This is a genomic window from Nitrincola alkalisediminis, from assembly GCF_009821115.1.
GTDB classification, from domain to species: Bacteria; Pseudomonadota; Gammaproteobacteria; order Pseudomonadales; family Balneatricaceae; genus Nitrincola; species Nitrincola alkalisediminis.
Genome location: NZ_VYTY01000011.1, coordinates 27133 through 40042, shown reverse-complemented (window position 1 = coordinate 40042; position 12910 = coordinate 27133). Strand labels below are relative to the sequence as shown.

11 protein-coding genes are annotated in these 12910 nt (G+C 47.7%); 5 read left to right on the top strand and 6 right to left on the bottom strand.

Annotated features, from left to right (window positions below):
* Positions 1-42: 42 nt before the first annotated feature.
* The 3 genes from apbC to F5971_RS15180 form a co-directional block, all read right to left on the bottom strand.
* The gene (gene apbC / locus F5971_RS15190) at positions 43-891 is read right to left on the bottom strand and encodes an iron-sulfur cluster carrier protein ApbC (protein ID WP_081763859.1); all 849 of its coding nucleotides are present in this window, start codon (positions 889-891) and stop codon (positions 43-45) included.
* A 109-nt stretch (positions 892-1000) separates the two neighbouring features.
* Positions 1001-2092: a tRNA (uridine(54)-C5)-methyltransferase TrmA gene (trmA, locus tag F5971_RS15185; protein WP_036512257.1), complete on the bottom strand. Its 1092-nt coding sequence runs from the start codon at positions 2090-2092 to the stop codon at positions 1001-1003.
* A 71-nt stretch (positions 2093-2163) separates the two neighbouring features.
* Complete coding sequence (locus tag F5971_RS15180; protein ID WP_036512255.1) at positions 2164-3381, bottom strand: response regulator; 1218 nt, start codon at positions 3379-3381, stop codon at positions 2164-2166.
* 145 nt (positions 3382-3526) lie between these two features.
* Between F5971_RS15180 and metG the strand changes: the two genes are divergently transcribed.
* From metG to F5971_RS15160, 4 genes are read left to right on the top strand one after another with little or no spacing between them, the layout of a single operon-like run.
* The gene (gene metG / locus F5971_RS15175) at positions 3527-5563 is read left to right on the top strand and encodes a methionine--tRNA ligase (protein ID WP_036512252.1); all 2037 of its coding nucleotides are present in this window, start codon (positions 3527-3529) and stop codon (positions 5561-5563) included.
* 17 nt (positions 5564-5580) lie between these two features.
* Positions 5581-6282, top strand: coding sequence for a VWA domain-containing protein (locus F5971_RS15170; protein ID WP_193495778.1), 702 nt, complete (start codon positions 5581-5583; stop codon positions 6280-6282).
* 9 nt (positions 6283-6291) lie between these two features.
* Positions 6292-7032 carry a DnaJ domain-containing protein gene (locus tag F5971_RS18840; RefSeq protein WP_281348324.1) on the top strand — a complete coding sequence of 247 codons (741 nt, stop codon included), beginning with the start codon at positions 6292-6294 and terminating at the stop codon, positions 7030-7032.
* A 59-nt stretch (positions 7033-7091) separates the two neighbouring features.
* On the top strand, positions 7092-7406 hold the full coding sequence (locus F5971_RS15160) for a DUF6482 family protein (RefSeq protein ID WP_193495776.1): 315 nt from the start codon (positions 7092-7094) through the stop codon (positions 7404-7406).
* Between the two features lie 21 nt (positions 7407-7427).
* Here the strand turns inward: F5971_RS15160 and F5971_RS15155 are convergent, their stop codons facing one another.
* Positions 7428-8447: a hypothetical protein gene (locus F5971_RS15155; RefSeq protein WP_193495773.1), complete on the bottom strand. Its 1020-nt coding sequence runs from the start codon at positions 8445-8447 to the stop codon at positions 7428-7430.
* Positions 8448-8546: 99 nt separating this feature from the next.
* Positions 8547-10673, bottom strand: a complete 2127-nt coding sequence (locus F5971_RS15150) for a tRNA(Met) cytidine acetyltransferase TmcA (RefSeq protein ID WP_193495771.1) — start codon at positions 10671-10673, stop codon at positions 8547-8549.
* A gap of 159 nt (positions 10674-10832) precedes the next feature.
* Here F5971_RS15150 and F5971_RS15145 point away from each other — a divergent pair, with 159 nt between their 5' ends.
* Complete coding sequence (locus tag F5971_RS15145; protein ID WP_036512241.1) at positions 10833-11447, top strand: glutathione S-transferase family protein; 615 nt, start codon at positions 10833-10835, stop codon at positions 11445-11447.
* A gap of 44 nt (positions 11448-11491) precedes the next feature.
* Here F5971_RS15145 and F5971_RS15140 read toward each other — a convergent pair whose 3' ends face one another.
* Positions 11492-12853, bottom strand: coding sequence for an HDOD domain-containing protein (locus F5971_RS15140; RefSeq protein ID WP_193495769.1), 1362 nt, complete (start codon positions 12851-12853; stop codon positions 11492-11494).
* Between the last annotated feature and the right edge of the window lie 57 nt (positions 12854-12910).

Genomic DNA, 12910 nt, shown 5'->3' with positions numbered 1-12910 from the left:
TGCTTGTGATCGCTCTAAAGAACGAAGGATTCGTGAACAATCTTAATCATTCAAAACCGAAATCGTCGGCGGCTTGACCGCTTGCGCTTCTTGCGCGTCAACCGAAGCAACCACTTTACGCGCAATAGCGCGATAAATTTGGGCCGCGCGCCCTTCTGGCTCACTGATCACACTGGGCTGCCCCTTGTCCGTTTGTTCGCGGATAGACGCTAACAACGGCAATTGCCCCAGCAAATCTGTTTGATATTCCTGCGCAATGCGCTCGCCGCCGCCTTCACCAAAAACAGCCTCTTCATGACCGCATTGACTGCAAATATGCAGGCTCATATTTTCCACAACGCCAAGCACGGGAATATCGACCTTACGGAACATCTCAATGCCTTTTTTACAATCCAACAAGGCAATGTCTTGAGGGGTGGTGACGATCACGGCTCCCGTAACCGGTACTTTTTGCGAGAGTGTCAGTTGAATGTCTCCCGTTCCCGGTGGCATATCAATCACTAGATAATCCAAATTGTCCCATTTTGTCTGCATAATCAGTTGCTGTAGGGCTCCTGCCGCCATTGGGCCTCGCCATACCATCGGGGTCGACTCTGTAATCAAAAAGCTCATCGACATGGCCTGAATCCCCAAGGCCGTCACGGGCAAAAAGTACTTTTCTTCATCCGATTTTGGACGAACACCTTCTGCAACGCCCAGCATCATACCTTGACTCGGTCCATAAATATCGGCATCCAAGATACCCGTTTTATACCCCTCAGCAGCAAGGGCTAGCGCCAAGTTAACGGCGGTGGTCGATTTACCCACGCCACCTTTACCGGAAGCCACTGCTATTACATGCTTTACACCCATCAGGCCTGGCGGTTTTCCCGCTTGATTGACGACTGACATTTTTTTCTCCCGCTGCTTATGGAAAAGTCGCTGTTTAAATACCCGACAAACTTACTAGGATTTAAGGCCGATATCTAGTTTTTTCAACTGGCTACGCAATAATAATGCTTCAACGACGCACCAAATACACACCACACTCTCGGTGCTCAGTGTAAGGAAACTGATCAAACAAGGCGAAACGCTCAATTCGATGCGTTTGTACAAGCGTTTCTAAATTTTGCTCAAGCGTGTCGGGATTACAGGAAATATATAAAATCCGATCATACTCCTGCACTTGGAGCACCGTCGCATCATCAAGCCCAGACCGAGGAGGGTCAACAAATACCGTCGTGAAGTCACAAGCCTCAAGGTTAAGCCCCTCAACTTTACGTGTTTGTTTTTCACCCCGAAGCACTTGCACAAGGTCTTCAGACGGCATCCTTAAAACATCGATATTGGAGATACCGTTATCGTCAATATTCTTGCGGGCAGCCGCAACCGATGTTTTCGAGATTTCAGTCGCCACGACACGTCTAAAGTTTTGCGCCAAAGGTAAGGTGAAATTGCCATTTCCACAGTAAAACTCAATCAAATCCGTTTGCTTTTCAGCACGCGTCACATCTACAGCCCACTCGATCATTTTCTGACAGACTTCAGCGTTAGGTTGGGTAAAGCTATTTTCAATTTGCTGATAGGAATAGGTTTTACCGTCTATCAACAACTGTTCGGTGACAAAGTCGCGATTAAGAATGATTTTATTCTTGCGTGAGCGCCCAACTATGTCGATCCCAAATAGGTCGCGTAGAGGAGCCACTGCTTCTCGCCATTCATCGCCAATCTTACGATGGTAAAGCAGAGACACTAATAGCTCGCCCGACAAGGTGCTCAAAAAGTCCACTTGAAACAAGCGATGACGCAGCTCATGCACAGGACGAATAGCGTCCAGCAAATCAAACATCACCGATTCAATGCGGGTAGACACCATTGGACACTGATCAATACGGATCGGTTGTTTATTATTACCTGGCTCAAACATGGCATAGAAAAGATCATCTTCTTCATGCCAGGTCCTAAATTCGGCACGCATGCGGTAATGCGTTTTAGAGGATGCAAAGACGTCTAATGCAGGCGGTGAAAATCGAGAAAACTGGGCTTGCGTGCGCTCAGCTTTGCTTTGCAAAAGCGCATCGTACAGGGCAGGATCTACATGTGGAACTGACATCAAGTGCCTCGTGCTGTTAAAAGGCGATAAAAACCGACGATTTTAACAGCACTGCAGCCGGAAACCCAAGGCTATTTCATTTTATAGGCGATGTCATGCGCCATCATTTCCCACTCTGGCAACGCATGGAGCATGTCGATTTCGCGCAAATAATCGCGCGATAAACGCCCACCTAGATTGCACCCCATTGCGTTAAACAAGGGTGGCAACAAGCTATCAGCAACGTGCACCGCCGTTAAAGGTGTGAAATGCTTATCACCGGAGGCTACAGGCACATGGTGGAACAAAACCGCATGAACAATCTCTGGGGAAAGGTTCCAGGTTTCAAGCAAATATGCACCCGTCTGTGCATGCGTACTGCCTAGCACGAGTTTTTCAACAACATACACAGGCTGCCCCAACTCTTGGGCACGAACCATCGCATGATGATACTTTTCTTGATCACCCAGCGCCAACACCAACATGCCAATATCATGCAACAATCCTGCCAATCTGGCTTGGCCTTGAACAATGTTGTCGTATCCACCCAAACGACAGATTTCAGCAGCAAACTGACTGACGATCATTGAGCGCTCGTGAAGTTGTTGGAAGGAAAATCCGCGCCAACGTTCATTTTGACTCAAAGATTGAAAAAGATGTTCGGTCAACACCAAATCTTTAATTGTCCGCATACCTAAGCGACTGACAGCTTCTTTTAAACTATAGAAGTTGGCATTGCCCAGATTAAAGAAAGATGAATTCACCATTTGCAAAATTTTTGCGACCATCGTGGGATCTTTTTCAAGAATCATCGACACTTCGCGCGCGCCCGTTGTGTCCTTCGCCAAAGCTTGGTTAAGCTCATTCAAGACCTGTGGGAAGGAAGGCAGATGCCCTAAGGACATAATATATTGACGCAACTTAGGATCGCCGAGTAACTGCTCGGTTTTAACACCTCGCTGAATAGAGGCCACTAATTGATCATCCGTATAGTCACTTTTGAGTGAACGGTGAGCCACCTCTGTTGCACGGCTGGCCAGCTGCGCATTCATCGCGTCAGATATCAGGATTCTAACAACGCCCGGAAATTCGGAGCGGACACGACATAAAAAGTCGATGGCCTCTCCTTGGCGGGAGTCAGTACGCACAACAAGCACATTAAAGTCGAAGCGATCATCATCCAAAACCTGGAAGGCTTCATCCGTATTAAACACTTGTCGTTGATTTCCGTATGCCGGAAAATCCCGATAGCGCTCTGTGGTGCTCAAGTCACAAAACAACACAAGCAATTCATCAGGCACTGAGTTCATAAAAAGTCCATATCTTAGGTCAGTCGGTAAGAAGGATTAAATTACCACCAAATCGGAAAATTTGAAAGTGTACAGTTCATTAGGTTTTAAAATCAGCGTAGAATCTAAGCATAGTTCCTTTAAATAAAATTTCACAGAGTAAACGATGACTGACCAAGCCCGTAAAATTCTCGTAACGAGTGCCCTACCCTACGCAAATGGTCCGATACACCTTGGCCATATGGTTGAATACATTCAGACCGACATTTGGGTTCGATTCCAAAAGCAACGTGGGCACGAGTGTATTTATGTTTGTGCGGATGATGCCCATGGCACGCCCATCATGCTTAAAGCAGATCAAATGGGAATTTCGCCTCAAGCACTGATTGATAAAGTCAGCCAAGAGCACCAACGCGATTTTTCTGGCTTCATGGTTAATTTTGATAATTATCACTCCACGCACTCTGATGAAAATCGCTATTTTTCATCGCTGATTTATGAGCGTTTGCGTGATGCGGGCCACATTGCACGTCGTACCATTACTCAGGCGTACGATCCTGAAAAAAACATGTTTTTACCCGATCGCTTCATCAAGGGCGAGTGCCCAAAATGTGGCGCAGCGGATCAGTACGGAGACTCATGTGAAGCTTGTGGCGCGACCTACTCACCCACCGAGCTGAAAAATGCCTATTCGGCTGTTTCAGGTGCACGTCCTATCGAAAAAGAGTCAGAGCACTTTTTCTTTAAGCTAGGTGATTTTGAACCCTTCTTACAAAACTGGGTTGATAAGCACGTGCAAGTGCAAATGAAGCACAAGCTTAACGAGTGGTTTGAAGCAGGCTTGCAGCAGTGGGATATTTCCCGTGATGCACCCTATTGGGGATTTGAAATCCCCGGCGAAGAAAATAAGTATTTTTATGTTTGGCTAGACGCACCGGTTGGCTATATGGCCAGCTTCAAACACTGGTGTGAGAAAACAGGCAATGACTTTGATCAATTCTGGTCGCCTGACTCAACCACCGAGCTTTACCACTTTATCGGTAAAGACATTGCGTACTTCCACACACTGTTTTGGCCTGCAATGCTACATGGCTCCAACTTCAGAACCCCTTCCGGCGTGTTCTGCCATGGCTTTTTGACGGTTAATGGACAAAAAATGTCCAAGTCTCGTGGCACCTTTATCATGGCTGAAACCTACCTTAAGCATTTGCGCCCTGAATACTTACGTTACTATTTTGCAGCCAAACTTGGGGCAGGCATTGACGATATTGATCTTAATCTTGAAGATTTCCGTCTCAAGGTGAACGCCGATCTCGTGAACAAGGTCGTGAACATAGCCAGCCGTTGCGCAGGCTTTATTCAGAAGAAATTTGACGGCCAACTCGATTCCACCCTCGTTGAGCCTACTTTGTACCAAGACGCAGTGGCTGCTGGCGAAAGCATTGCCGATGCCTATGAAAAGCGTGAATACGGCCGTGCGATGCGTGAAATCATGCACATTGCTGACAAGGCCAACCAATACATTGACACCGCAGAGCCTTGGGTGTTGGCTAAACAAGAAGGCCGTGAAGCGGAGGTGCAAGCCTGCTGCACATTGGGCATCAACCTTTTCCGTGTCATTGTCAGCTACTTGGCCCCTGTTTTACCTCAGGTAGCTCAAGAAGCGGCTGAGTTTTTAAATATTCAGGATTTAGGTTGGAGTGCGATTGAACAACCTTTGCTCAATCACCGTATCAACAAATTCAAGCCACTGATGCAACGTGTTGAACCCGAGGTGATTGAAAAAGTGATTGAGGATTCTCGTCAAGACTTACTGAAAACCCAGCAAACCGCACCTGCAGCCAGTAAAACGGCTTTACAGCAAGAGCCAATTGCCAGTGAAATCAGCTTTGATGACTTTGCAAAAGTTGACTTACGAGTGGCCAAAATTGCCAAAGCCGAAGCGGTAGAAGGTGCTGATAAGCTATTAAGACTGACGCTAGACCTTGGTGGGGAAACACGCAATGTGTTTGCAGGCATCAAATCCGCTTACCAACCCGAGCAACTCGAAGGTAAGCTCACCGTTATGGTTGCCAATCTTGCACCCAGAAAGATGAAGTTTGGTGTTTCAGAAGGTATGGTGTTGGCCGCGGGTCCCGGTGGCAAAGACATTTGGATTCTAGAACCCCATGAGGGCGCACAGCCAGGCATGCGCATTCGTTAAGCGTTAAAGAGGTCGGCATGAGTCGCAAAGATTTAAAAGCAGTTTCTGATCGACAAGCGATTGACGCGTTCATTCAACAGGTTAACAGCTTACCAAAAGTCCATACATCAGAAGGTGGTCGTTTAATCTTTGCACTGGATGCTACCGCAAGCCGTGAAGCCTCTTGGGATCAAGCTTGCCAACTGCAAAGTGAACTCTTTTTAGCCACCCAACACCTGGGTGGCTTAAGTGTTCAGTTAAATTATTATCGGGGTTTTGGCGAGTTCGTGGCGAGTGAGTGGCTGCGCAACACCCAAGATCTCTTGCAACGAATGAATGGGGTGTCCTGCCTAGGTGGGCACACTCAGATTGAAAAAGTGTTAAAGAACGCGCTTAAAGAGACACGAATCACCCCCGTTAAAGCCGTTATACTGATCGTAGATTCCTGCGAAGAACCCGTTGATCATTTGTGCCAACGTGCGGGCGAGCTGGGCATGTTACGGACCCCTGTTTTCATTTTCCATGAAGGCCACGACACGGATGCCGAACGCGCCTTTCGTCAAATCTGCTCATTGTCTGGCGGTGCTTACTCACCCTTCGATGCCAACAGCCCATCCGTGCTTAGGGATCTTTTGAGTGCAGTTGCGGTCTATGCTAGTGGTGGGCCAAAAGCACTGGAACAATTCACCAAGTCGCAAGGTGCCCATATTAAACGCCTCACCCAACAACTGGGTCGATAGGAGCCTTTAGTGAGTCCCGCAAGTTTCTTTTTTATCTGTGCAAGTCTCTTGGTTGGCTTTTTTTGGATTAAAGCCCACCCACCCCAACAGCGCGCCAAAGGATTGATCAAACTTCTATTGGTGTTTTTAGCACTGATCATTGTCTATTTAAGCTTGACCGGACGCGTGCATGTCCTCGGCGCTTTGCTAGGGTTGTTTATACCTTTTTTGCAGCGTCTTTTCCCTTGGCTTATTCGCTTGGTGCCTTTCCTAGGTGTCTGGCTCCGCAAGCGAGCCTCTAAAAAGGCAAGTAGCACAGCAACCGGTAACAGCTCAAAAGTAACCACTGCGATGCTTGAGATGACGCTAGAACACGATACAGGCTTGATGTTTGGTCGCGTGTTGCAAGGCGCTTTTTCTGGGCGTCAGCTTGGCGATCTCAACGAACAAGAGTTTCTTCAACTCTTAACAGACTTCCGCGCACAGGACTTTGATTCGGCACGACTATTGGAAACCTATCTGGATAAACGCTTTGGCGACTCTTGGCGTGACGATGACGTGCAAGAAGACACCAATGCTCAACAGATTGATTCTGGAAACCTGTCGGAGCAAGATGCATTTGATGTCTTAGGCTTGTCTCCAGGAGCATCTAAAGAAGAGATTATTGCTGCACATCGACGTTTAATGCAAAAAATGCATCCTGACAGAGGTGGAAGCACATGGCTTGCTGCGCGCATCAATGATGCAAAACGTATTTTATTGCATAAGTAGTCTAGCAACGACGTCGCTCCGTATGACATGAAATAGAAAGACAAAATGACGGAGCGATGATGAAAACCACCCTTGATGCATTACACAAAAACGCAATTCGCATTCGTGAATTAAGGCTCAGATCCCTTGAGTATGAGCTTTACATGGTCAGCGTAGTTGACGATCTGGGCCAAGAACATCGAGTGTGTGATCAACAGGGATCACCCCTGAGTTTTAGAAGCCAACTTGCCGCAAAGAAACCTTTTAAAGGACTGGGCGTCGCAAAAACGCTGTTGGTGCATGACAGCCCATACAACGAAATGATTGGCGTGAGTCATGGCAAGGTTGACGCGATGGTTGTTGCAATAGCAAACCCTGATCAAGACTATTCTTGACCAGGGTTGATCCGGTAAGGCTTAAGGCACCGGCAAGCGTGATCCTGCGCGCCAAGGCAAAGCATCACCCGCGGGGTACAGGACTAAACCATTGTGCCCATAACTTGGGTGGAACCCTTGTAACTGCAAAACACCGTCCCCCATGTGCCTGAAGAAAAGCGTATCTTGCCGCCCGCCCTCTTCAGGACTGTCCACAGACACGATAACACGCCCGCCCGACATCATCTTCCAACTGCCCGCACTTTTCGTTACGGGTTGATCATTCAGATAGTCTTCGGTCATTTCAAACTGCCCATCGACACTTAAGTTCACCTGAATATCGCGGGTTGTAATGTCGTCGGATAAACGATACGACTGGTTCAAGTACAGGCGCTCTAAGTCTCCACGTTTTGCACAACCCATCAAGCTTTGGCGATCAAACTGTGCATAGGCGGTCAGACCAAACCAATTGTTTTCATCATCCACACACGCCTCTGGCTTAATCTCAAGATTAAGACGGTGCGTGCGGCCGCTGTTTAACTCAATTTCAGCATCCCAAATCCACGTATTTCCAGAGCGCATGGGTTGAGCGATTGGAAATTTCACACTGCGCAAAGACTCATACAAGTGCACAACGATATCGGTTTCGGTCAACTCCAGCACCCAATCCGGACTTGTGCCTCTGACGCGCATATCCACATCAGGCAGGCTGTTTTCGCATGAGGTTGGATGCGTTGACATATAGCGTAATTCGCTGACATTTACGCCATCCTGACTCGGCCTGGCTAGCCACTCAACGTATACAGGTCTGAGATCGCTGGTTAAGCGCGCATCAAACAGACGATTAAGCCCCCAAGGGGTTCGACTTACCGCCTGCCATTCAGTGGCATGACAAGGCTTAAATTCATACCCTTGAGTGTCCGATGCTTTAAGCCAACCACGTTGATACTCGGCTCCCCCCGATGACGGAAGACCCGACATCGTGGCACAGCCCGACATAACGCCCGCTAACAATACGAATGCAGCCGAGCGATATTGACAAATTTTTGCTGTAGTTTTCATATATAACAACACCTATCCCTGCGACCCCAAGACAGCCTAGCCGTATAGACTGCGTCGGAGTGAACGACTAACGAATGCGCCCTTTAAACACGGGGCTGTTTAATTCTTATGAAGATCTGCAAAGATAGCACGTAATTGCTGCAATTGTGATCTTCGTGTTTCTCGCCCTGCTTTTTTCTCATTCAGTTGAGCTGGCTGTATACACAGAATCCGCTCATAGATTAACCGGATGTCGGACAAAGGCAAGGCTAAGACCTGAGCTAAACGCTCTGGGTTCAATACAAATCGTCTGAGTTCCAGCACACTCGATTCGAGACTGCGTTGCTGCTTGATAAATCCCTGAATGCGCTCATATTCCCTTGAAGATAAAGACACCTTCACACCTGCGTACTGTAAGAGCAAAAAGAACATCACCGGAGGTAACGCCGTGTAATACCGCCCAACCTTAATCAGCAATTGTTCGAGAAACCTCTCTTTGAACGCCTCGATACATGATACAGTCGCAGGAGACAAAGGCATGTACATCATAACGGGCCACTCAGCCGTCACTGAGTCACGCTGATCACCCAGACGCAATGGAATAAACCCTTGCCGTCCCCAAAATCTGAGTAAAGCAGGTGTCGAACCAAAGCTGGTCGCGCAATAATCCAGAGCAAGTGCGTTCGCCTGCTGAATAACCTGCTTAAGCAGTATTGCACCATATCCTTGGGACTGCAGTGCTGGATGTATCGCAATGCGCATCACCCGCCAACCCTGATGGTCTTTCGCCTCTAGCCAGCCTTCGTGCGCTATCAGTGTTTGAGTGATTAAGTTACCTTTAGGGCGTCGAGTACCTTGCCAAATCGCGCTTGCCAAGTCGTCATCAATCCCTTTCTCAAGCACTAACAAGGCGACGCCAATCACCTGCTCCTCGCTCTTCATGACCATAAACGAAAGGCCAGGGCCGTCCAGCATGATCCTAACATCCCCCGGAGTCGTGCGATAATGCGCATCGATTAGTACACCCACCACTTCACGTAACAGGGTTTCCGATTGGCACAACTGATCCGCATCCAGCCATTCGCATACGGGAGAAAGACTGCCTGGCCTCTTGCTCATCTCCGATGCTTGCGCATCCAGCAACAAGGTTTGATTAAGGAGGTTTTCTAAGGGGTCATCAGCCGCCCAACGCACGGGATGAGTGAGCTTTAAATCTAACCAATTGGGCCGACGCTCACTCAAGGTCTTTAAAAACCTCAACGCAAACCCTCGCCCCTGCCCTTCATATCCTTTTAAGGTTGTAATAAAAACGATGCGCTTGTATGCCGCAAGAAAAATCGCCAATAGCTCAGCCGGGATAGCAGCAGCTTCATCGATGACAAGAACATCGGCTTTTGGACAGGTTTCACTCAGCTCTACAGGATGGCAATAATTGATTTGCAGTGATGGACCAGAGCCGCTCGTGTCTTTTAATGAATTCGCCCAGTCAAACAAGGTCGATGTGGAGTGTCGTTCAGGAGCAGATACTAAAACAGCTAAGGGTGCAGACTGTGCCATACACGCCAATGCACGCCCAACCAATGCGCTTTTTCCTCGCCCTCTGTCAGCTGATACAACCACGCAGGCCGATGGCTTGGATAGGCGGGACAACAAAGCGGTGAGCGCTAAGTGTTGTTCGGTTTGGATTTGCATCTGCTCTTGACCCGCTTCTGGGTTAGGGCTTGCAGGCTTAAACACACGATAGCAATCGGCGTCATGACCAAAATTCTGGCCAGAAGGCTGCGTAGCCTGCAATAAATGCGACTGCAAGCGCGTTAAAAAAAGCCCCTTTACATCTTCTTGAGTATAACCGCTTGCACAAAAATTCAGGTACTCAGGATCTAAATACCCTGGCCAGTCAGCGATAGGAGGCGTTAAGAGGATCAGCACACCGCCGCCGATTAAAGTCCCGGCCAACTGAGCAAATACATTGGGATTAAAGCCTGCGTGAGCGTCATAGATGAGGCATTGTGTTTCCTGACCTAAGTAGCGTGCGGATTGCCGCACATCTATGCCTTTTAGGCCGCATAAAGACATGTTGGACACCAAAACAGTCTGAGACACATCCAGATTCAACATCGGCACAATTCGACTTAATCTAACATCACGTTCAGAGGTTTGGCATGGCACCCAAATGAGCTGTCGATGCTTGGTATGGGTACTGGGCAACAGTGGCATTTCAACTAGACTCACAAGTGCTTCACTCACAGCGTCAAACCGATGGATGTTAAAAAATGAAAAAACCGAACAGCGAATATCAAAACGAAAAGCTTTCGCTGGAATCTCGCTTAGATTACTCTGTTGGTTTGCATTTAGTACTCTGCCGAGACTTTTCTTGCAACATAATAACATTTTCCGGAGTCAAGAATGATAGACCTCTATACTTGGGGAACCCCAAATGGCTGTAAAGTCTCCATCATGCTCGAAGCCTGCCGCCTCCATTATTCAGTGCACCCAATCAATATTCTCAAAAATGAGCAGTTTAGTGAGCATTTTTTGAAAATCAGCCCCAACAACAAAATCCCCGCGATTGTTGACCCCGATGGGCCGGATGGACAGCCGATTACACTCTTCGAAAGCGGTGCCATCCTCCAATACCTTGCGGATAAAACCGGGGAGTTTTTACCCTCCTCAGGTGCTGAGCGTTATGAAGTCTTACAATGGTTGAACTGGCAAATGGGCGGCTTTGGCCCGTTTCTTGGACAAGCCCATCATTTTAATCGCTTTGCACCTGAACCCGTTCCCTATGCGATAGATCGCTACAACGCTGAGGCTGCTCGCTTATGGAAAGTTCTTAACACTCAGTTATCGGGTAAAGCCTTTGTGGTCAATGATTTAACCATTGCTGACTTTGCCATTTACCCATGGGCCTGCCGTTACGAATGGCAAAACATCACTTTGAGTGACTATCCCAATGTTCAAGCCTGGATGGAGCGCATGGCAAGTCTTGCCTTTGTTGAACGGGGCATGCAAATTCCTTAATGCACCCAAGGTAGGAGCAAGGATTGTTGCTCCTACCTACAAGGCTAAAGTGCATTGAGTCGACTCACTAAACTGGCGGGTAACGAGCCCTGACGTAGGCGCAGCTTAGGCAATAATTCCTCTTTTAGGAGGCTGGGCAATCGCACGTCCTTTAAGCCAACCACTGACAAATACTCTTTTAGATATAGAGGGTCTGCAATGTCTTCTTGATGCAATACTTGCCAAGCTAAACGGGCAACATACAAAAGTGCTACACGTTGCAAGATCCCATCAGGGATCCGCTCTGGGTGTGCAAACTCCGGGAAGTCTTGATATTCAATGGTGCCTGACACCCTCTCTGGCAACTGCCAAGCCCTTAACAACTCAGCCCCCATCACATGAGTATTCATGCCATCGAAGACACTACTTAATTTTGGATTGATCGAGGTGAGCAACTCAATCACCAACAACCCCATGTCTTGCAACAAGCCAAGCGTCGCCATTTCAGCGGGCTTACCCAGCCCTGTCACTTGAGACAACGCAAAGGCGATGTGCGAAATCTCAACAGAGCGTATATAAATTTCATTAAACTTCAGTGTGTCTGGAAAGCATTGTTTAATGCTGCCCGCCATGATGATCTGATAGACGCTTTCAAAACCCAACAAAGCAATCGCATGTGTGACGTCTGAAACCTTATGGCTAAGGTTAAATTGCGCTGAGTTAATGGTCTTAAGCAGAATACTCGTTAGGGTTGGATCATTTTTGGCAAGATCAACCACTTCGGAACGCGTCGTTTTCTCATCAATCAGCTTATTTAACAGCTCAGCTGAAGACACTGGCAGCTTAGGCACGCGCTTAATCACCTGCTTCACTATATCGCCTTTCAGAAACTCATTACGCTCGGCTAACTTTGCCGACAACAAGGCCTCTTCAAGTCGATATTGCTTATGAACAAGCTCACGAATTTTAACCGTATTCATGTGCAATCTGTGTGACTGCTGCTGTTGAATTTGTCGTAAAACGAACAGCTGGACATCGACGGACAATGCCATCAAATGCTGTCGTGAAATTCTTAAAATTCGCCCTGATTTGACGGCATACACACAGGTATGATGTGTTCCTTCAAGATCAAAGTTAGGTCCCAAAATCCATTGTCCGTAACTAAAAAACTCACCCTCGTCGGATTCAAAAAGCCCATCGAGAACGATAAACAATGAATGATCAACACTGCCCGATTCGAACAGCACCTCACCCGCACTGAGCTGAATGGGCTCTAAATCCTTCCATAGCGCTACTAAATGCGTCGTACTCAGCCCTTCAAATAGCATTTTGGCTTCTGAGGGAGGAGCCGATGTGACGTACGTGGCTTGCGGTGCATTCGCACTCTTGGTAACGAGGTCTGTCGTTTGCTTCCAGCGATTTAACATGAAGAGTTCCTTTTAAAATCCATATTAAGATTATATTACTTACCTATACGTAAGTCC